At 42.3% G+C, this 22104-nt stretch carries 20 protein-coding genes and 1 riboswitch; of the genes, 19 read left to right on the forward strand and 1 reads right to left on the reverse strand.

Annotated features, from left to right (window positions below; all coding sequences use genetic code 11):
* The first annotated feature begins 42 nt into the window (after window positions 1-42).
* The 13 genes from ACTNES_RS05210 to ACTNES_RS05270 all read left to right on the forward strand — a co-directional run bounded on the left by ACTNES_RS05210 (window position 43) and on the right by ACTNES_RS05270 (window position 15394).
* Window positions 43-414 (forward strand): GntR family transcriptional regulator, encoded by a 372-nt coding sequence (locus ACTNES_RS05210; RefSeq protein WP_008705927.1) that lies wholly within the window; start codon window positions 43-45, stop codon window positions 412-414.
* Window positions 415-417: 3 nt separating this feature from the next.
* Window positions 418-1263 carry an ABC transporter ATP-binding protein gene (locus ACTNES_RS05215; protein WP_441038730.1) on the forward strand — a complete coding sequence of 282 codons (846 nt, stop codon included), beginning with the start codon at window positions 418-420 and terminating at the stop codon, window positions 1261-1263.
* A complete protein-coding gene (locus tag ACTNES_RS05220; RefSeq protein ID WP_441038732.1) occupies window positions 1260-1910 on the forward strand; it encodes an ABC-2 transporter permease in 651 nt (216 codons plus the stop codon). The genes ACTNES_RS05215 and ACTNES_RS05220 overlap by 4 nt, the downstream gene beginning before the upstream one ends.
* Window positions 1911-1988: 78 nt before the next feature.
* Window positions 1989-2265: riboswitch (cobalamin riboswitch) on the forward strand.
* Between the two features lie 115 nt (window positions 2266-2380).
* Window positions 2381-3505 carry an ABC transporter substrate-binding protein gene (locus ACTNES_RS05225; protein ID WP_020993459.1) on the forward strand — a complete coding sequence of 375 codons (1125 nt, stop codon included), beginning with the start codon at window positions 2381-2383 and terminating at the stop codon, window positions 3503-3505.
* 14 nt (window positions 3506-3519) lie between these two features.
* Window positions 3520-4605 carry a FecCD family ABC transporter permease gene (locus ACTNES_RS05230; RefSeq protein ID WP_320813541.1) on the forward strand — a complete coding sequence of 362 codons (1086 nt, stop codon included), beginning with the start codon at window positions 3520-3522 and terminating at the stop codon, window positions 4603-4605.
* A complete protein-coding gene (locus tag ACTNES_RS05235) occupies window positions 4605-5360 on the forward strand; it encodes an ABC transporter ATP-binding protein (protein WP_008705921.1) in 756 nt (251 codons plus the stop codon). The genes ACTNES_RS05230 and ACTNES_RS05235 overlap by 1 nt, the downstream gene beginning before the upstream one ends.
* A gap of 189 nt (window positions 5361-5549) precedes the next feature.
* A complete protein-coding gene (locus ACTNES_RS05240) occupies window positions 5550-5903 on the forward strand; it encodes a CGGC domain-containing protein (RefSeq protein WP_300335297.1) in 354 nt (117 codons plus the stop codon).
* A gap of 220 nt (window positions 5904-6123) precedes the next feature.
* The gene (locus ACTNES_RS05245) at window positions 6124-8886 is read left to right on the forward strand and encodes an NYN domain-containing protein (RefSeq protein WP_441038735.1); all 2763 of its coding nucleotides are present in this window, start codon (window positions 6124-6126) and stop codon (window positions 8884-8886) included.
* 15 nt (window positions 8887-8901) lie between these two features.
* Window positions 8902-9402: a transcription elongation factor GreA gene (gene greA, locus ACTNES_RS05250; protein ID WP_008705914.1), complete on the forward strand. Its 501-nt coding sequence runs from the start codon at window positions 8902-8904 to the stop codon at window positions 9400-9402.
* A gap of 343 nt (window positions 9403-9745) precedes the next feature.
* On the forward strand, window positions 9746-11515 hold the full coding sequence (locus tag ACTNES_RS05255; protein ID WP_291807063.1) for a Na/Pi cotransporter family protein: 1770 nt from the start codon (window positions 9746-9748) through the stop codon (window positions 11513-11515).
* Between the two features lie 372 nt (window positions 11516-11887).
* Window positions 11888-12556 (forward strand): winged helix-turn-helix domain-containing protein, encoded by a 669-nt coding sequence (locus tag ACTNES_RS05260; RefSeq protein ID WP_441038737.1) that lies wholly within the window; start codon window positions 11888-11890, stop codon window positions 12554-12556.
* Between the two features lie 32 nt (window positions 12557-12588).
* On the forward strand, window positions 12589-13932 hold the full coding sequence (locus ACTNES_RS05265; RefSeq protein WP_215680207.1) for a sensor histidine kinase: 1344 nt from the start codon (window positions 12589-12591) through the stop codon (window positions 13930-13932).
* 193 nt (window positions 13933-14125) lie between these two features.
* Window positions 14126-15394 (forward strand): ABC transporter substrate-binding protein, encoded by a 1269-nt coding sequence (locus ACTNES_RS05270; RefSeq protein ID WP_441038740.1) that lies wholly within the window; start codon window positions 14126-14128, stop codon window positions 15392-15394.
* A gap of 40 nt (window positions 15395-15434) precedes the next feature.
* Here ACTNES_RS05270 and ACTNES_RS05275 read toward each other — a convergent pair whose 3' ends face one another.
* Window positions 15435-15989 carry a helix-turn-helix domain-containing protein gene (locus ACTNES_RS05275; protein ID WP_242971749.1) on the reverse strand — a complete coding sequence of 185 codons (555 nt, stop codon included), beginning with the start codon at window positions 15987-15989 and terminating at the stop codon, window positions 15435-15437.
* Window positions 15990-16077: 88 nt separating this feature from the next.
* On the opposite strand from ACTNES_RS05275, the gene ACTNES_RS05280 reads away from it, so the two are divergent.
* From ACTNES_RS05280 to galE, 6 genes are all read left to right on the forward strand, one after another.
* The gene (locus ACTNES_RS05280; protein ID WP_441038742.1) at window positions 16078-16533 is read left to right on the forward strand and encodes a hypothetical protein; all 456 of its coding nucleotides are present in this window, start codon (window positions 16078-16080) and stop codon (window positions 16531-16533) included.
* 123 nt (window positions 16534-16656) lie between these two features.
* Window positions 16657-17562: a carbohydrate ABC transporter permease gene (locus ACTNES_RS05285; protein WP_025580677.1), complete on the forward strand. Its 906-nt coding sequence runs from the start codon at window positions 16657-16659 to the stop codon at window positions 17560-17562.
* 13 nt (window positions 17563-17575) lie between these two features.
* Window positions 17576-18454, forward strand: coding sequence for a carbohydrate ABC transporter permease (locus ACTNES_RS05290; RefSeq protein WP_019160841.1), 879 nt, complete (start codon window positions 17576-17578; stop codon window positions 18452-18454).
* A gap of 159 nt (window positions 18455-18613) precedes the next feature.
* Window positions 18614-19540: a sugar phosphate nucleotidyltransferase gene (locus ACTNES_RS05295; protein ID WP_300333627.1), complete on the forward strand. Its 927-nt coding sequence runs from the start codon at window positions 18614-18616 to the stop codon at window positions 19538-19540.
* A gap of 4 nt (window positions 19541-19544) precedes the next feature.
* Window positions 19545-20645 carry a phosphotransferase enzyme family protein gene (locus ACTNES_RS05300; RefSeq protein WP_441038745.1) on the forward strand — a complete coding sequence of 367 codons (1101 nt, stop codon included), beginning with the start codon at window positions 19545-19547 and terminating at the stop codon, window positions 20643-20645.
* A 348-nt stretch (window positions 20646-20993) separates the two neighbouring features.
* Entirely contained in the window at window positions 20994-22010 is a 1017-nt protein-coding gene (galE, locus tag ACTNES_RS05305) for a UDP-glucose 4-epimerase GalE (protein WP_441038746.1), read from the forward strand.
* Window positions 22011-22104 lie beyond the last annotated feature (94 nt).

Genomic DNA, 22104 nt, shown 5'->3' on the forward strand with positions numbered 1-22104 from the left:
ACATACACTGTTATATACTGTTTGTAGATGGAGGAGAAACATATGCATATAATAATCAATAATTCATCCATGGTACCTATTTATGAACAGATCATAGATCAGATTAAGTCTGCGATTATCAGAGGAGAGTTACAGCCGGACACTGTATTACCTTCAGTACGCAGTTTGTCAAAGGAACTGAAGATCAGTGCCCTGACTGTGAAGAAAGCCTACGACAATCTGGAAGAAGAAGGATTTACCGTCACTGTTCATGGAAAAGGAACCTACGTTGCAGCCACAAATAAAAACCTGATGAGGGAAGAACAGCTCAAAGAAGTAGAACATGATCTGGAGCAGGCAATCATGAAGGGCAGAAGATGTGGACTGAACGATGAGGAAATCAGAAATCTTTTTGAAATGATCATGGAGGACTAAGACATGTTGAAAATCAGTCATTTGCAGAAACATTACAGAGGTTTTTCGCTGGACTGTTCTATGGAAGTACAGCCTGGGATGATTACAGGACTTATTGGAAGAAATGGTTCCGGGAAATCCACCACATTTAAAGCTTTGCTCGGCTTGATTCATCCGGATGGCGGAGAGATAGAGGTCTTTGGGAAAAGGGCAGAAGAGCTTAAGCCGGAGGATAAGCAGAAACTGGCAGTTGTTTTTGCAGATTCAGGCTTCAGTATGTATCTGACAGCAACGGGCGTGGTCAATATTATGAAAAGCATATATCCGGATTTTGACAGAGAGAAATTCCTGCAGCAGTGCAGAAGATTCAATCTGCCCACAGACAAGAAAATCAAAGAATTTTCCACTGGCATGAAAGCAAAGTTTAAAGTACTGGCAGCATTAAGTCATAAGGCAGAACTGCTGATTCTGGATGAGCCCACAGTTGGTCTGGATGTGATTGCCAGGGATGAGGTGCTGAACATGCTGAGAGAATATATGGAAGAAAATGAAAGTAGTTCTATTCTGATCAGTTCGCATATTTCATCAGATCTGGAGAGTCTTTGTGACGATTTTTATATGATCCATGCCGGAAAAATTATCCTTCATGAGGATACAGATGTACTGCTGTCAGATTATGCAGTTCTTAAAGTTGCAGAAGAAGAGTACGAAAAACTGGATCAGCAATACCTTATTAAGATCCGGAAAGAAGCTTATGGATACAGGTGTCTGACAAACCAGAAACAATTTTATATGGAAAATTATCCGGATGTTGTAATTGAGAATGGAAAGATTGATGATCTGGTAGTGATGATGGAGGAACAGGTATGAAGGGATTATTTGTAAAGGATATAGAACTGATGAAACAGCAGAAACAGTCTTTTATCCTGGTTATTGTAATGGGAGTCATCCTGAATCTGGCAGGAAGCGGGAGCGTCAGTTTTGCTATAGGATATTTTATGATTGCCACAGCAATTTTTGCCATTACGACTATAAGTTATGATGAGTTTGATAATGGTCTTGCATTTCTTATGACCTTGCCGGTTACCAGAAAACAGTATGTGGCGGAGAAATATCTGCTGGGAGCAGGGCTTACGGCTGCAGCGTGGGGAATTGAAGCAATAACGGGAGTGATCTGTAAAGGTGTGGCAGAGCTTCAGGGGTGCCTGAGTGAGAAAATTATTGACACTCTGATATACATTCCACTGGCGCTTCTTATGTTGTCAGTATCGCTCCCGCTTGTAATACATTTTGGAGCAGAAAAAGGACGTTATATTGCAATGGTCATGTGGGCTATTATAATTGCCGTAGTTTATATTCTGATAAAAACAATGGGACTTTCAGCAGACGCAGTCGGTGCATGGCTGAATGGACTGAACTGGGGAATGGTATTGGCCGGAGTTGTATTATTTACAGTAATTGTATATATGGGATCTTTTTGGATTGGTGTCCGGCTTATGGAGAAGAAAGAATTCTGATGTGTCTCGAATATGGTTGTAATTATAAAAGCAGTGTGCTAAAATTATATCAGCGTAATTGAATAGCTGTTAAGTGAACATTATCATACGCAGATTTTGTGTATGATAATGTGAGAGGGAATCAGGTGAAATGCCTGAACGGTTGCGGCCACTGTATACAGAAAAAAAGCGGGATTGTAATATGTCATTGCATAAATATGTGAGAAGGCGGAATCCGGCTGTCAGAGAGTATCTGGAAATATTTCTGATACAATATTCATGAACTGCTGAAGCATGGATGTTGTATCAGTTTTTATTTTATGGGAACTTTCTGTGATCTGTGAGTCAGGAAACCTGCCTGACAGCGTAAAGAAGGAGCTTCCGTAAAAAGTATCCGTTATTCTTATCACTTCTATTTTACTTTTTCTGAAGTCTCATCTTTTCGGTTACACGAACAGGTAAATAACATATACGAAAAGAGAGGAAGTCAAATGAAAAACAGGTATTTATCCACAAGAATCATGGCAATTATGATGGCAGCAGCTATGGCAGTTTCCGCAGCTCCGGCAGCTTTTGCAGCAGAGAGAGCAGACTCTGAGACAATCAAAGAGGACAATCAGCCGGCAGCAGATGCAGACTCTGATACACAGGAAGATGCAGACGCACAGGATTCAGCAGATGCAGATAAGACAGCAGACGCAGAAGGTACAAAGACAGAATATCCTCTGACCATCACAACCTATGATTATGATGGAAATGAAATCGAAACAACCTATGAAAAGGCACCGGAGAAAGTTCTTGCTGTATATCAGGGAAGCATTGAAACCATGCTTGCACTTGGCCTGGAAGACCGTCTGGTAGCTACTGCAGGTCTTGACAATGAAGTTCCGGATGAACTTAAAGATGCATTTTCAAAAACAAATTATCTTGATGAATTTACCCCATCCCTTGAGACTGTAACGATGTTGGAGCCAGACATGATCTTATCCTGGAGCTCCCTGTTTTCTGATAAAAATCTCGGAAATGTAACAGACTGGATCGACAAAGGCTGCAACACTTATTACAACACAAACACACGTCCTGACGGAGACAGAACTCTGGAAAATGAATTTACAGACATCTTAAATCTTGGAAAGATTTTTGATGTACAGGACAAAGCACAGGCAATCGTAGATGATGCAAAGGCAGTGATCGATAAAACTCTTACAGCAACAGCAGATGTAGAAGAGAAACCAAGCGTAATGGTTCTGGAACCTCTTGGAGAAGATATCACAAACTATGGTGCAAAGAGCCTTGGTGGAGATATGGTAACACAACTGGGTGCGACTCTGGCAAATCCGGATGCTTCTACAGCAGGAAAAGAAGATATCATTGCAGCAAACCCTGATGTGATTTTTGTTGTATACATGCCATATGCAGGTGATGATCCGGAAACTGTAAAAGAAAGCCAGCTTGCCGTTATCAAGGATGACGAAGCACTTCAGAGCCTTGACGCTGTAAAGAACGGTCGTGTTTATCCGATCATGCTCAGTGAAATGTACGCAAGTGCAACACGTACACAGGATGGTATTGAAACTTTCGCAAAAGGATTATATCCGGATGTGAATCTTGACTGATTGAGGAAATAACAGTGAAAGAACAGGTTTCACAGACAAAAAAAGGCAGTGTGCTCAGGACATCCATGTATGTGGCAGTTCTTATCGGGCTTGCGGCATTTTTGATTTTTTCCATTCTTGCAGCAATCACTTTTGGAAATGCAGATCTGTCACTGAAAGATGTTTACAGTGTCATTGCATATAAATTGTTTCATATCAAAAGCCTGTCCGCCTATGCAGAAGGCGCAGTTCACGATGTTGTGTGGCTGATCCGGCTGCCCAGAGTCCTGCTGGCTCTGGCAGTTGGAATGGCTCTTTCCGTCTGTGGCGTAGTTATGCAGGCGATTGTCCAGAACCCACTGGCAGATCCGTATGTACTTGGTATTTCATCCGGTGCATCCCTTGGTGCAACACTGGCGATCATGCTTGGAGTTGGTGGATTTCTCGGTGGAAACTCAGTTGGTGTTACTGCATTTATTGGTGCAATGGTCACTTCTTTTGCAGTAATTGCCATTGCAAACATGGGCGGAAAAGCTACTTCTGCCAAACTGATCCTTGCCGGAATGGCTGTCAGTGCGGTATGTTCTGCTTTTTCCAATTTTGTTATCTATATTACCAACGACAAAAATGCAGCAACAGAAGTAATGAAGTGGACGATGGGAAGCCTTGCAGGTGCAAGCTGGAGCAGAGCAGGTGTGATGCTTCCTGTTACATTGATCTGTGTGATTATTTTCTGGACGCAATATCGTAACTTGAATCTGATGCTGTTAGGAGATGATGTATCGATCACACTGGGAACTGATTTGCACAGGCTGAGAACCTTTTATCTGATCGTTGCTTCTGTAATGATTGGGTTTGCAGTATATTGTGCGGGTGTGATCGGCTTTGTAGGACTTGTGATCCCTCATGTGATCAGAATCCTGTTTGGAACAGACCACAGAAGATTACTGCCATTAAGTGCACTGCTTGGTGCATCATTCCTGATCTGGTGTGATGTGGCATGTCGTGTGATCCTGAAGAATTCTGAGATGCCGATCGGTGTGCTGGTATCCATTATCGGTGCTCCATGCTTTATTTATCTGCTTGTGCGGAAATCCTATGGATTTGGAGGTAGTAAGTAATGAAAATCACTACAGAAGATATTCAGGTTGGATTTCACGCCAGACAGATACTGAAGGGAATTTCCATAGAGTCAAAGGATAAGGAACTGGTAGGGATCATCGGACCAAACGGAAGCGGAAAATCTACATTATTAAAATGCATCTACCGTATCCTGAAGCCAGATGCAGGTGCCGTTTATCTGGACGGCGAAGAACTCCATTCCATGAGCGTAAAAAGTTCCGCCAGAAAAATGGCAGTTGTGGCACAGCACAATTACTACAACTTTGATTTTACCGTACGGGAAGTCGTGTTGATGGGACGTGCACCTCATAAGAAAGCATTGGAACGGGATAATGCAAAAGATTACCGGATTGTTGAAGAAGCACTGAAAACGGTACAGATGGATGCATTTGCGGATCGCACATTTTCTACGCTGTCAGGTGGAGAGCAGCAGAGGGTTATTCTGGCAAGAGCACTTGCACAGCAGACACCTGCACTGATCCTTGATGAGCCGACTAACCATCTGGATATCACACATCAGATCATGCTGATGGAACTGGTAAAGAAACTTAACGTAACTGTAATATCAGCTATCCATGACCTGAATATTGCGGCGGCATACTGCGATAAGATTTATGTATTGAAAGATGGTGTGCTGGAAGGATATGGAACTCCACAGGAAGTACTCACTCCGGAGCTGATCAAAAGGATTTACCAAGTAGATTCGGAAGTGGTAAATGACAGCCGCGGGAAGATGCATATTCTATTTTTATAATATGATATCAGGGTCAAAAGGTCAGAAAGTCGTTCGTGCTTGCACGATAAGACTTTTGAGCTTGGGACTCGCCAAACATGAGAAAGTAGCAATTTACGTAGTAAATCAGAGGATTTCGAATGTTTGAGTATTGACAGGCCAGAGTTAGGAAAATTTTTGACTCTGGCCTGCTATATATGGAGGAAAAAGATGAATAAGATAGGAATTTTGACGTGTATTCATTCTAATAATGTATGCGCCAGAGTTGGATGCCTGGCAGCATTTCAGAACAGAACCGATTTCTTTCAGGATTATCCGGAAGATACCTGTCTGGCAGCAATGATGACCTGTAACGGATGCAAAGGCGCCAACCCGACAGACCCCATAGAAGACAAAGGAATCCTGGAAAAGATAGACAGACTGGTCAGCGAAAAGATCAGTGCCATCCATGTTGGTGTCTGTCGTCTCCCGGATGGAAAGCATGAATGTCCAAGGATGACACAGATCTGCAATATGATAGAAAAACGTGGAATCAAAGTAGTCAGAGGGACACATAAAGAATAAAAAAGTTTCTATACAATTTATAAAATAAAAAAATATAAAATGCCTTGAATATGGAGCTTAAAATTAATTGTGATATGAAATAAATGAACGTATAATAGCAGAACCCTATTGGATTTCTCTATATCAGTATGTTAAAATAATTAACTGATAAAGCTGACAGATAGAACGTTAAAAAATATATACTGATTATTCATAAGAAAAAAGGAGTTCTAAATATACTATGGAGAAACTTGTTGTAGGTATCCTTGCCCACGTAGATGCAGGTAAGACTACGTTGTCGGAGGGGATTTTATATTTAACGGGAAAAATCCGTAAGCTGGGGCGTGTGGATCATAAGGATGCGTATCTGGACACTTATAACCTGGAGAGGGAGCGTGGAATCACGATTTTTTCCAAGCAGGCGGAGTTTGAACTGGGGAACAGGGGGATAACTCTGCTGGATACGCCGGGACATGTGGATTTCTCGGCGGAAATGGAGAGGACACTGCAGGTTCTGGATTATGCCATTCTTGTGATAAATGGAGCGGATGGTGTGCAGGGGCATACCATGACCTTATGGAGACTTCTGGCAAGATACCAGATCCCGACGTTCCTGTTTATCAATAAAATGGATCAGGACGGAACTGATAAAGAGAAACTTTTGGCAGAATTAAAGAAGCGATTAAGTGATAATTGTGTTGATTTCACCTGGGAAAACACAAGTGGAATGGAAAATAGTATTGACGAAACAGCGGAGAAAGCAGAAGCTGAAATATCAGCTCTGCATTCTCAGTTTCTGGAAGATGTTTCTGTCTGCGATGAGGAACTGCTTGAAAAATACCTGGAAACAGAGAAAATATCAACATCAGATATCCAAAAAGTAATCAAAGAGCGAAAACTTTTCCCATGTTTCTTTGGCTCTGCGCTGAAAATGACAGGTGTAGAAGAATTCCTCCATGGTTTGGAAAAATACTGCGAGACACCGACATATCCGTCTGAGTTCGGGGCAAAAGTATTCAAGATTGCCAGAGACGATCAGGGCAATCGTTTAAGCTATATGAAAATCACAGGTGGAACATTGAAGGTGAAGGAACTTCTTACAGATACAGAGAAAGCGGATCAGATCCGTATTTATTCCGGTGCGAAATTTGAGCTTGCAAAGGAAGCTCCTGCAGGAACTATCTGTGCAGTGACCGGCCTTTCCCAGACACATCCGGGACAGGGATTTGGAATTGAACGGGAATCTGAGATGCCGGTTCTGGAACCTGTATTAAATTACAGAATTCTGCTTCCTGAGGACTGTGATGTTCACCAGATGCTGAAGAAACTCAAAGAGCTGGAAGAGGAGGAACCGGAGCTTCACATTGTATGGAACGAGCAGCTTGGAGAAATCCATGCCATGCTGATGGGTGAGGTTCAGATTGAGATATTAAAGCATCTGATCTGGGAGCGTTTCCACGTAGCAGTAGAGTTTGGCACAGGAAATATCGTATATAAAGAAACAATCGCAGAGCCGGTAGAAGGTGTAGGCCATTTTGAACCGCTGCGTCATTATGCAGAAGTACACCTGCTTCTGGAACCCGGAGAGCCGGGAAGCGGTCTGCAGTTTTTTACTGCATGCAGTGAGGATGTGCTGGACCGTAACTGGCAGCGTCTGATTCTGACTCATCTGGAAGAACGTGAGCACCCGGGAGTACTGACCGGTTCTCCGATTACGGATATGCAGATTACACTGATCACAGGGCGAGCTCATCTGAAACATACAGAGGGCGGCGATTTCCGGCAGGCGACGTACAGGGCTGTGCGGCAGGGATTAAAGAAAGCAAAGAGTGTCCTGCTTGAGCCATATTATGAGTTCAGACTTGAGATTCCGGGAGATATGATCGGGCGTGCTATGACTGACATTCAGAAAATGAATGGAACCTTCCAGCAGCAGGAAGCGGATGAGGATGATATGATGGTATTGAAGGGGAGTGCGCCTGTATCAATGATGCGAGATTATCAGACACAGGTAACCTCCTATACAAAGGGACGGGGCAGATTATTCTGTTCATTGAAGGGCTATGCCCCATGTCAGAATCAGGATGAAATTGTAGAGGAGATTGGATATGATTCCGAACGTGACCTGGACAATCCCACGGGTTCTGTATTTTGTGCTCATGGAGCTGGATTTGTGGTGCCATGGTATGAAGTAGAGGATTATATGCACTTAGAAGGGGTTGACGAGTCTGAGCTGAGTGATACCATACCGGATAGTGAAGAAAGTACAGCAGGAAACAGGAATGGAAGGAATCAGGGAGACTCAGGTTATTGCCCGCCAAAGAATGCCGGCGTAGGAAGCTATGAGGATGAGGAAGAACTGAAAGCTATTTTTGAGAGAACTTTCGGACCAGTCAATCGTTACAAAGAACCACAGTTTAAGAGAACATTTTCTTCAAAATCTGACAGCGGCAGCTATTACCGTAACAGCTCTTCTGCTAAGAAGAAAGAAAAAGAATATCTCCTTGTAGATGGCTATAACATCATCTATGCTTGGGAAGATTTAAAAGAGCTGGCAGATGCAAACCTCCATGCAGCTCAGACAAAACTGATGGATATTCTGAGCAACTATCAGGGCTTTAAGAAATGTACGTTAATTCTTGTATTTGACGCTTACAAGATAGAGGGCCATGCAGAGGAAGTGATCACCTATCATAACATCCACGTAGTCTACACAAAAGAAGCTGAGACAGCAGATCAGTATATCGAGAAAACGGTCCATAAGATCGGCCGTGAAAACCAGGTAACGGTAGCTACCTCCGATGGACTGGAGCAGATTATCATCATGGGACAGGGTGCCCACCGTATGTCTGCCAGAGGTCTTCGGGATGAAATAAAAGCTACAGAAAATCAGATCCGCCAGCAATGGCATGAGAAACGTCAGAGCAGCAAGAATTATCTGATCGACAATATTTCTGATGAAATGGCGCAATATATGAAAGAGAAACGACTTGGAAAACAGTAAAAGGGAGATGCAGTCATGAAAGAAAAGCTGACACAAAAAGATGTTGAGAAAATTCAGCAGGAGATCGACCACCGCAAGCTGGTTGTACGAAAAGAAGCAATAGAAGCTGTAAAGGAAGCCAGAGCTCAGGGAGACCTGAGTGAGAATTTTGAATATTATGCGGCCAAGAAGCATAAGAATCAGAACGAAAGCCGTATCCGTTACCTTGAGAATATGCTGAAAACAGCAACCATTGTTTCTGATGATTCCAAAGACGATGAAGTTGGAATGGACGATATTGTAGAGGTATATTTCGAGGAAGACGATGAGATTGAGAAATACAAACTGGTTACTTCCATAAGAGGAAACTCCATGGAAAACCGCATCAGCATTGAATCTCCCATTGGTATGGCATTAAAAGGTCATAAGGTTGGAGACAGAGTGGAAGTAAAGGTAAATGATAACTACAGTTACTTCCTGGAAATCCGTTCTATTGATAAGACTGGTTCCGAGGATGAAGAAATCCGCGGATTCTGATAATAATACTGTCGAAATACAGGATCCGGATTGATAAAAGAACTATTGTAAGAGATGAACACCGGTTAGTGTCATATCTCCTGCAATGGTTCTTTTTATTTTTATATCAAAAATACGGATGGATTTATGGGAACCTTACACAGAATGAATATGATGACTGGAAATTTTACATGGATTTAACATTCTCATGGGGATGATTTTACAAAGCATGGTTATGATGAGAAGCAAGTCAGGGATATGTATCGCAAAAAAACATATATATGCCTGCACATGTCTGAGACTGCCATCAGATGGCAGAAAGTAAATAGCCATATACTTATGAAAAGGGAAAAGGAGAATAATCATGGATTTATTCAGTATATTAACATTGATCGGAGGCCTTGCATTATTTTTGTATGGTATGAATGCAATGGGAGATGGCCTTGCGAAGGTTTCCGGCGGAAAGCTGGAGAAGATTCTTGAAAATCTTACTTCAAATCCGATAAAAGCAGTGCTTTTGGGAGCAGGAGTAACAGCAGTGATCCAGTCATCTTCAGCTACGACTGTTATGGTAGTAGGTTTTGTAAATTCAGGGATCATGAAATTATCACAGGCAGTAGGAGTGATCATGGGTGCCAATATCGGTACTACGATCACCTCCTGGATCTTAAGCCTGACAGGAATACAGAGTGATAATTTTATCATTCAGATGTTTAAACCAACATCATTTTCCCCTGTGCTTGCGATCATTGGTGTGATTTTTATTTTGTTTATCAATGATTCAAAGAAGAAAGATATCGGAAGTATTTTTATTGGTTTTGCAATCCTGATGTACGGTATGGATATGATGAGTTCTGCTGTAAAACCCCTTGCAGAAGTGCCGGAATTTACAAACCTGTTACTTAAATTTTCAAATCCGTTGTTAGGTGTTATAGCAGGTGCCCTTCTTACTGCAGTGATCCAGTCATCTTCTGCATCCGTAGGTATTCTGCAGGCCCTGTGTCTTACAGGTGCAGTACCGTTCAGTGCAGCAATCCCGATCATTATGGGACAGAACATCGGAACCTGTATTACTGCAATCCTTTCTGCAATCGGAGCCAAGAAGAATGCAAAACGTGCAGCAGCAGTACATCTGTATTTCAACCTGATCGGTACGGTTATCTTTATGACTGTATTCTATCTTATAAATGCAGTTGTTGGATTTTCTTTCTTCCATCAGGTAGCAACACCGGCAGGAATTGCTGTTATCCACAGTGTATTTAATGTTACTGCAACGATCATTCTCCTTCCTTTTGCAAAGGGACTGGAGAAACTTGCCTGTCTTACAATCCGGGACAAAAAAGAGGACGTTGTTGTTTCAGCAGAGGACAGAGAGTTTATGATCCTGGAGCCTCGTTTTCTGGAGAAACCGGCATTTGCAGTAGAGCAGAGCCGCAATGCAGCCAGAAAAATGGCAGAAGAATCCCACAATGCACTGTTTACAGCACTGAGTCTGGTGGATAAATACAGTGAAGAAGGCGTAGAACGTGTGGAAAACATGGAATCCAAGGTTGACCGCTATGAAGATGAACTGGGAACTTATCTGGTGAAGCTGAGCCACAAAGATATCTCAGAAGCAGACAGTCACAGTCTTTCCATTATGCTTCACTGTATCGGGGATTTTGAACGTATTTCCGACCATGCTGTAAATATTATGGAATCAGCACAGGAGCTTTATGAAAAAGGACTGAAGTTTTCCGAAAATGCAAAGAAAGATCTGGAAGTGCTGGGACAGGCAGTAGAAGATATCGTAAATACGGCATATGAAGTTTTTGACAAACAGGATATGAAGCTTGCGGAGAAAATTGAACCACTGGAAGAAGTGATTGATGAACTTTCCAAAGAAGTAAAACGTCGTCATGTACAGAGACTGAGAAACGGTGAATGTACAATAGAGATGGGATTTATCCTTTCGGACATTACAACCTGTCTGGAACGTGTGGCAGACCATTGTTCCAATATTGGAGTCTGTGTGACGCAGGTGAATGAAGATCTGTATGATACTCACAGTCATCTGAATATCGTCAAGAGCCATCCGGACGAAACATTTTATCATGAACTGGAAGACGCACGAATCAAATATCAGCTTTCATAAAAATAAACAGGTAGATGATGGTTACTGTACACATGCCATTATCCCGCGAGGTGTTTTGGCATGAATATGCCAAAATCCCGAGACATACAAGCCAAAATTCCATTGCCGCAGGCAATTTGGAATGAATTTTGGCAACGTTACTGAGAACGAAGTGAACAGTAACGGATGATGTTATTTGCATGATCAGGAAATCCGGGCATTCTGAAGTATCTGAGAGAGATATTTCAGAGAAAATGGCCGGATTTTTGCTTTAAAGAAATGAAGCAGATGACGGATATTTACTTGTACAGGGATAAAAAAATAAGTATACTGAAAAAAGAAATACACTTGTGACGACAAAGCAGGTGATAAATAAAGGGGAGGAAAAGCAGAATGATCTATTGTGTAGAAGATGAGCGGAATATCAGGGAGCTTCTTATTTATACACTGGAAACAACAGGATTTAAAGCCAGGGGGTTTGGCAATGGCAATGAACTGATGAAAGCGCTGAAAGAAGAGATACCGGAGCTGATCCTGCTGGATATCATGCTTCCGGGAGATGATGGCTATACCATTCTGGAACAGCTGAAAAGTATGCCATCTGTAAAGGATGTGCCGGTAATTATGGTTACTGCAAAAGAAGCGGAATTTGACAAAGTAAAAGGTCTGGAAGGCGGAGCGGATGATTACATTACCAAGCCTTTCGGTATGATGGAATTTGTTGCCAGAGTAAAAGCAGTTCTCAGACGAAGTGCCCGTCAGAATGAAGACAAGGAACTGCATTACGACGAGCTTTATCTGAATGTAGGACGTCATGAGGTGCATTACCGGGAAAAAAAGGTCGATCTTACCCGAAAAGAATTTGAACTTCTTCAGTATCTGCTGGAGAATAAAGGACTTGTTATGACAAGAAATCAGATCCTCTGCCATGTATGGGGATATGACTTTGACGGTGAAACCAGAACTGTGGATGTCCATGTGAGAACCCTGCGTCAGAAACTTGGAGAGGCAGGAAATCTGATTGAAACGGTCCGGGGTGTAGGATACAGGATCGGCGCATAACAGATAAAACAGGCGAAAACAGGAGTGGAAAAATGAAGCATAAAATATTCAGTCACACCAGTTTACTTATTATTTTATCCGTAATACTTACATTCCTGGCAGCAGGAACTGTCATGTATAACAGATATGATATTTATATGAAACAGGGTGTCAGAGATGAAGCCGCATATATTAAAACAGGTCTGGAAGAAGACGGAGACGTTTTTCTCTCAGACAGGGTCGGAGACGCCACCAGCAGCAGGATCACTCTTCTGGGAAAAGATGGTCAGGTGTTGTTTGACAGTATTGAGAATCCGGAAGAAATGGAAAATCACAGTAACAGACCGGAATTTATTGAAGCTGAGAAGCAGGGATCCGGTGAGATGGTCCGCTATTCAGACACCTTATCAAAACAGACGTTTTATTATGCTGTAAAATTAAAGGATGATCAGGTTCTGCGAGTAGCCAGGACTACAGACAGTCTTCTGGTAACAATGTTAACCAGCTTTCTTCTGCTTGGCGGACTGGTATGCGTGATCCTTGTAATTGAACTTTTTCTTGTGCAGAAACAGACCAGAAAGCTGATAGAGCCTATCAACCGGATTGATCTGGAACATCCTCTGGAGCATGTATGCTACGAAGAATTAAGGCCATTGCTTTTTCGTCTGGATCAGCAGAACAGACAGATTCAGAAACAGCTGGAAGATCTTAAGAATGCAGAGAGTGCAAGAAAAGAGTTTACGGCAAATGTTTCCCATGAATTGAAAACTCCTCTTATGTCAATCTCCGGATATGCGGAGCTTATGATGAATGGAATGGTACCGCCGGACAAGATGCAGGATTTTTCCGGCAGGATTTTTCATGAGTCCGAGCGTTTATCAAATCTGGTTGCAGATATCATTCAGCTTTCCAGACTGGATGAGAAGAACGGAGAAACTATGTTTGAACAGGTTGACATCGGAGAGCTTGGGGAAGATGTGATCAACAATCTGCAGAACAGGGCAGCAAAGAAAAAGATTAATCTGGAATATACAGGCGGACCTGCACAGATGCAGGGAGTACGCCATGTATTATATGAAATGTTCTACAATATTACAGATAATGCTATCCGCTATACCCCGGATGGTGGAGATGTAAAGATTTTTGTGGGAAAACTTAATGGGAAACCGTACTTTCGTGTGGAAGATAACGGAATAGGAATTCCGGAGAGCGAACAGCAGAGAATCTTCGAGCGTTTTTACAGAGTGGACAAGAGCCATTCACGTGAAACCGGAGGTACAGGTCTGGGGCTTTCCATTGTAAAACATGGCGCAGTTTTGCATCATGCGAAGATTCTTCTGGACAGTGAGCCGGGTAAGGGAACGAAGATGGAAATCCTGTTTGATCAGACTAAGTAAAGCTCCTGTGAAGCAGTTATTCGGTGCAGTGAAGCGGATGATTTTGTCTGGTGTTGAAAAGAGAGTGGACAGTATCCGACATGGTTGTTAGAAATGTATAAATTTTGGGGATTGACAGACAAGTGATTATTGGAGAAAATAAAATCAGACAGTTATCCATGTAAAAGCAGGTACAATGGAGGGTATTTTCAGTATGGAAAAATGGAGAAGCATTGCAGCGGGTATGAGCTGTTTGTCAATGCTGTTTGCAACAGGAGCGGTTACTGTATCAGCATCAGATGAAATCACAGAAATTCCGGAACAGAGTATTGTATACTGGTCCATGTGGGAAGAAGATGAACCACAGGCAGATGTGATCAGAGAAGCAGCAGAAGCTTATGAAGAAGCAACAGGTATTTCTGTAGAGATTCAGTGGAAGGGCAGAGGAATCCGGTCTCTGATAGAACCTGCCCTGGATGCCGGAGAACAGATTGACCTTTTTGATGATGATTATCAGAGGATGGCTCAGGAACACAGGGATTATCTGGCAGAATTAAAAGGAATGGCAGATACTGTGGATTATGAGAAGCATATTATGCCGGTACTGTTGGAGCAGGTGAAGAACTGGGGAAATGGAGAACTGCTTGCAATGCCGTATCAGCCTTATATCACAGGCGTCTGGTATAATAAGGATTTATGGGAAGAGGCTGGACTTACAGAACAGGATATCCCGGATACCTGGGAGAAACTGATCAGAGTATGCCGTAAGATTAAAAACAGTGACAGTGGCCTTAGTGCCATGACCTGCGATGAAGAGTATGTGAATCTTCTGTATGGATATCAGCTTGCCAGATATCTTGGACAGGAGAAAGTGCAGCAGCTGATCCGTAACTGTACCTGGTCACAGATTCCGCAGGCAAAAGAGGCGGCAGATGATATCAGAATTTTGTTTTTTGCGGGATATATGAGTCAGAGTGCACCGGCACAGCATCCGGAAGGTCAGGATGAAGTGGGAGATGGCGAGGCAGTCATGGTGCTGCAGGGCTCCTGGGTTCCGAATGAAGTGACAGAAGCTACAGAATCTGATGATTCCTGGGGATTTTTTCCATGGCCTGCAGTAAAGGCCGGAACAGACGGCACAGAAGGTGTTATGGTGGGAGCACAGGGATTTGGAGTCACAAAGGATTCGCAGATGAAGCAGGAAGCTTTTGACTTTGCATATTCCATCTGTACCGGGGAAACAGATATGAAAATGACAGATGTGGTTAATTCCATCCCGGCAGATACGGACAATACACAATGGCCGGAAGTGCTGGCAGATGCAGTACCGTATATGAAAGAGATGTCAAAGCCGTACATGTGGGCTGCAGGTCTGGAGGCAGATCCGGATTATAAAGAACAGATACAAAGCGAACTTCTGAAGCTTACAAGATTAGAAGAAACATCGGATGAATTTATAGAGAATCTCAGCAATATGAAATAAGAAAAAGGCTGTTCAACATTATGAAAATATTGGTCTGGTATTACTGGCGCTCTCGTTCTGAGAGCGCCTTTATTGATGTGATATATTCTGTGGGTGTCATTCCGGAAATTTTTTTAAACTGTCTGGAAAAGTAATGGATGGAAGAGTATCCCAGAAATTCTGAAATCTGCGTAAAGTTCATCTGGTTCTCGCGGATCAGTTGTCTGGCATAGGCGATCTTTAACCGGGAAAAGAAATCCATGGCGCCACACTGATGTTGTTCCTGAAATATTTTCTGAAGCTGGGAGCGTCCGATCATATTGTCATGACACAGATCGCAGAGTGTAATATTTTCCCGGATATGGTCCTCCATATAAGCAATGACACGTTTATAGACAGCGGAATTATTTTTCAGATTTACAAATTGGCTGACAGGTACAGTCATGGGAGGAGAAGAATTTCTCCGGATCATGTAGATCAGCATCTGCTCAAGGTAAATACGGATAAGCTGCTGAGAACCAAACAAAAAATCTTCTTTCTTTTCCATCTTTTCTGTATAAGGATCATCCAGAGGGGTTTTGATACAGCGGCGTGCCTCGGCAATCAGCATTCCCATGAGATTTCTCTCAGAATCAGAAAGTTTCAGCAATTTTTTCTCAAAGAATTTCATACATGGAGAATCGCATTCACTTGGAACAGCTGCAATGTATCTGAATGGCTCCTGGTTACCAAACGAAGTAAAAGAGATGGCAGGTCCTGACTTCTACTGGGGATGCTTCGCATATCCGGCACTTACAGACGGAGCAAACGGAATCGAAACAAACAACTTTGGTGCACAGGTATTTGGTATTAACAAAGATACAAAACTTGCAAAAGAAGCTTTTGATCTGATCACATTCCTTACAAAAGGTGAATACGACCAGAAACTTGCAGATGAAACTGTAGGTATCCCGGCTGATACAACAAACACAGAATGGCCGGCAATGGTTGAGTGTGCAAAACCTGTTATTGAGCAGAGCACAAACCGTTTCACATGGGCATGCGGTGTAGAATCTAACGTAGATATGACTCCGGTTATTAAAGAAAACTTCATCAAATTAATGGCAGGTTCCATTACAGCAGATGAATTTGTTTCCACTATGCAGGACGCAGCGAAATAAAGAAAGAATTTATAGAGATGGTGGCATCGTATCTACGCTGCCGCCATCTGTCTTTTTGGAGGTTTGCGGGAGCAAAGCGTAGCAATCCGTAGATGTGTTATTACTTACAGAGGAGGTATTTATTTGAAGAAGAATAAAACGATGATCGTTGTATTTCTGACTCCGGCAGTTCTGCTGTTTCTGGGAATCTTTCTGTATCCGATCATCAGAACAGTGATCATGAGCTTTTTCAAGATCGACGGAGTTACAGATTCCATGGATTTATGGAAATTTGTAGGATTTGGCAACTATACAAAGCTGATGAGTACCAGCTTATTTAAGACTTCATTTTTTAACCTGTTTCGTATCTGGCTGATCGGCGGTCTGGTGGTAATGAGCCTGTCTCTTTTATTTGCAGTTATTCTTACCAGTGGAATCAGAGGAAAGAAATTTTTCCGCGCGATCATTTATATGCCAAATATTGTCAGTGCAGTAGCGCTTGCTACTATGTGGCTGCAGTATGTATACAGTCCAAGATATGGCTTGCTGAAAGATCTTTTTACAGCACTGCATCTGGACAATCTGGCAAAGATCCAGTTCCTGGATAATGACCACAAATTCTGGGCACTGTTGTTTGCATATTGTTTCGGCATGGTTGGATACCATATGCTGATCTGGCTCAGCGGTATTGAGCGTATCAGCCCTGAATATTATGAGGCGGCAACCATTGACGGAGCGACCAAACCGGCACAGTTCCGTTACATGACACTTCCATTGTTAAAGGGAGTATTTAAGACAAACATTACCATGTGGTCTGTAAGCAGTGTAGGCTTTTTTGTATGGTCACAGCTTTTCTCCACAGTAACTGCAGACACACAGACAATTACCCCTTATGTTTATATGTATATGCAGATTTTTGGCGGCGGCAATACAGTTACAGAACGAAATGCAGGTCTGGGAGCTGCCATCGGTGTACTGCTCAGTGTCTGCGTAGTCATTGTATTTACAATCTGTAACAGAGTGATCAAAGATGATGATCTGGAATTCTAAGGAGGGATGAGAAATGGCAAAAGAAAAAGAGGCACGCAGACCCTTTAATCTGAAAAAAGAAGTCAAACTCCTGCCGGGATACATCATCCTGCTGCTCTGGGTAATCTTTACCATTGCGCTTCTGGGATGGGTATTCGGGGCAAGTTTTTCAACAACAGCAGAAATCTTCCAGGGAAAAGCCCTGAAGTTTGAGTCCGGATTACATTTTGAAAATTATGCAAAAGCATGGAACGGGGCCGGAGTTGCAGGCTTCTTCGGAAACTCTCTGATCTATTCAGTAATTTCCTGCACAATACTGATTCTGGTGTGTGCACCTGCAGCTTATGTATTGTCCAGATTTGATTTTATTGCAAACAAATTTATCCAGACCAGCTTCGTATCTGCCATGGGTGTTCCGGCAATCATGGTTGTTCTTCCCCTTTTCAGCATTATTTCCGGTATGGGAATCCTGAATAATGTGGCTGCAGGAAGAACTGTACTGATCATATTGTATGTAGGAATTAATGTACCTTATACGACCATTTTCCTGCTTACATTTTTCAGTAATATTTCCAGGACCTATGAGGAAGCGGCAGCAATCGACGGATGCCCTCCCATGCGTACTTTCTGGAAAATCATGTTTCCCATGGCACAGTCAGGAATCGTAACAGTAACAATCTTTAACTTTATTAATATCTGGAACGAGTATTTCCTGTCACTGATCTTTGCAAGCTCGGATAAGCTGAAACCTGTTGCACCCGGACTTTATGGAATGATCAACTCCATGAAATATACAGGTGACTGGGCCGGAATGTTTGCAGCAGTGATCATTGTATTCCTGCCGACATTTATTCTGTATATTTTCCTGTCTGAGAAGATCATCGGTGGTGTTACCGGTGGCATTAAGGGATAATATTAGAGGACAGCAGGACAATACCAATTGTTTGCGATTGTGAAAGGTATTATGTAACACGTTTTGACCTCGAAATCATAGTATGATAAGATGAATGTAAAAAGTTACCAGGTAATCTGAGAGTAACGAAAAACATTTAAAGAAAAGAGGAAAAAAATTATGAAGAAACCAGTATTAGTAGTTATGGCAGCAGGTATGGGAAGCCGTTACGGCGGTCTGAAACAGATCGATCCGGTGGACAAAGAGGGACACATCATCATGGATTTCTCCATTTATGATGCAGTACAGGCCGGATTCCAGAAAGTAGTATTTATTATCAAAAAAGAAAATGAAGCAGACTTCAGAAGCGCCATCGGTGAACGTCTCAGCAATCAGCTGGAAGTATCATATGTTTTCCAGGATCTTCACAATATTCCGGAAGGTTATGAAGTACCGGAAGGACGTGTGAAACCCTGGGGAACCGGACATGCCGTATTAAGCTGCATCAATGAAATCGACGGACCATTCGTTGTGATCAATGCAGATGACTATTATGGAAGCCATGCATTTAAGATGGCATATGATTTCCTGACAGAGAATGAAGATACCGCGGATACTTACAGATATATGATGGTCGGCTATAAACTGGAAAATACTTTGACAGAGAATGGCCATGTGGCAAGAGGTGTGTGCGTCACAGACGAAGAAGGACATCTTCTTAAGATCAACGAGCGTACCCATATCGAAAAGCATGACGGCGGCACAGCTTATACAGAAGACGATGGAAAAACATGGACTATGCTTCCGGAAGGCAGTACAGTATCCATGAATATGTGGGGATTTTCAGCAAGTATCCTGAAAGAGCTGAAAGACAGATTCCCTAAATTCCTGGATGAGAATCTGAAAGTAAACCCTCTGAAATGTGAATATTTCCTGCCATTTGTAGTAGATGAACTTCTCGGTGAGAAGAGAGCAACTGTAAAGGTTCTGAAATCTATGGATAAATGGTATGGCGTAACCTACAAAGAAGATAAACCTGTGGTAGTAGCTGCCATTCAGAATTTAAAAGATGGAGGGCTGTATCCACAGAGATTATGGGAGGAATAATTGAGTGGAAATTAACCGGGAGATAAAGAATATCACCAGTGCATTTGTTCTGGAAGATAATCTGACAGAGTGTGTTCCTTATGGAAGCGGACATATCAATGATACTTACCGACTGACTTACGGTACAGGCAAACATTATATTCTTCAGAAAATGAACAGGAGTATTTTTACCAAACCTGTGGAACTGATGGAGAATGTCAGCGGTGTTACTGCCTGGCTGAAGAAAAAGATCCAGGAAAACGGTGGAGATGTGGAGAGAGAGACTCTGAATCTTGTGATGACAAAGGATGGACTTCCTTATTATGTAGATGAGGACGGAGAATACTGGAGAGTATATTTATTCATTGAAAATTCCACATGCTATGACATGGTAAAAGATGAGGAAGATTTTTACCAGAGTGCAGTTGCTTTCGGGCATTTCCAGAGGCTGCTTGCAGACTATCCGGCAGAAACGCTTCATGAGACCATCGTAAATTTTCATAATACGGTGGACAGGCTGGATAAGTTTAAAACTGCTGTGGAAAAAGATATATGTCACAGAGCAGCAGATGTGGAAAAAGAGATTCAGTTTGTGCTGGACCGCACAGAACTGGCACATGTCCTGTGCGATATGCAGGATCAGGGAAAGCTGCCGTTGCGTGTTACACATAATGATACCAAGCTGAATAACATTATGATTGATAATGCAACGGGAAAAGCCATCTGTGTGATTGACCTTGATACTGTAATGCCGGGGCTTTCCGTAAATGATTTCGGTGATTCTATCCGCTTTGGCGCAAGTACCGGAGCAGAGGATGAGAAAGACCTGACGAAGGTGTCCTGCGATCTTCACTTGTATGAAGTTTATGTCAAAGGTTTCATTGAAGGCTGTGGCGGTGCACTGACTGAGACAGAACTGGATATGCTTCCCATGGGAGCAATCCTTATGACCTTTGAATGTGGAATGCGTTTCCTCACAGACTATCTGGAAGGAGATCATTATTTCAAGATTCACAGAGAGGGACATAATCTGGATCGCTGCAGAACACAGTTTAAACTGGTGAAAGATATGGAAGAAAAACTTTCCCGGATGAAAGAGATTGTAAATAAGTATAAACAGGTATAAAAAAACGTACATGTCCATAAAGACTTGTGTTTATGAACTGATTCGGATAGAATTATCCTGCGGAGATATGAGAGAAATCATATTTTCGCAGGATTTTCTACAATACATGATTTTTCAGACACGCTCTAGGCAACGGTATTTTACAGTTCTGAATATAGGGTACTGTAAAATACAGAAGTAAATTTTGCAGATGTGAAACAGGATATCCGCAGAATTTTATAGATTACACTCAGAATTATCAAGGATATTTCTGATGCTGTGAACTAATATAGGTATTGTTGAAAGAGAAAAAACAGAAATTGCAAAAAACAGGTATTGTAGCAGGAAGACAGGTTAGGAGGAATTATTATGGCAATTTTAGTTACAGGTGGAGCAGGCTATATTGGAAGCCATACAGTTGTAGAATTGCAGAACGCAGGATATGATGTTGTAGTTCTGGATAACTTAAGCAATGCAAGTGAAAAATCTCTGGAAAGAGTTTCCAAGATCACAGGCAAACCAGTGAAATTCTACAAAGCAGACATCCTGGACCGCGATGCTTTAAATGAAGTTTTTGATAAAGAAGATATTGATTCCTGTATTCATTTCGCAGGTCTGAAAGCAGTAGGAGAATCCGTTGCCAAACCTTGGGAATATTACGAAAATAACATTGCAGGAACCTTAACACTGGTAGATGTGATGAGAAAACATAATGTAAAGAATATTATTTTCTCATCATCTGCAACTGTATACGGAGATCCGGCAATCATCCCGATTACAGAAGAATGCCCGAAAGGACAGTGTACAAACCCATACGGATGGACAAAATCCATGCTGGAACAGATTCTGACAGATATTCAGAAAGCAGACCCGGAATGGAATGTAGTTCTTCTTCGTTACTTCAACCCGATTGGTGCTCATAAGAGCGGAACCATCGGAGAGAATCCAAACGGAATCCCGAACAACCTGATGCCATACATCACACAGGTTGCAGTTGGAAAACTGAAAGAACTTGGCGTATTCGGAAACGACTACGATACACCAGACGGAACAGGTGTAAGAGATTATATCCACGTAGTTGACCTTGCAAAAGGACATGTAAAAGCTCTTAAGAAAATCGAAGACAACTCCGGTTTAAGCATTTACAACCTTGGTACAGGAAAAGGATACAGCGTTCTTGATATCGTGAAGAACTTTGAAGCTGCTACAGGTGTTAAGATTCCATACGTGATCAAACCACGCCGTGCAGGTGACATCGCAACATGCTACTCCGACGCTTCCAAAGCAGAAAGAGAACTCGGATGGAAAGCAGAAAACGACATCAAAGAAATGTGCGCCGACTCCTGGAGATGGCAGTCCAATAACCCGAATGGTTATGAAGAATAATTAATTAAATCAACTGAATGCAGGTGCATTTAGCAACTTACCTGCGGAAAATCAATATCCCCCACACATGGAAGGAATGTTCATGCGTGGGGGA

The organism is Blautia sp. HCP3S3_D9, from assembly GCF_052063845.1.
Taxonomy (GTDB): Bacteria; Bacillota; Clostridia; order Lachnospirales; family Lachnospiraceae; genus Blautia_A.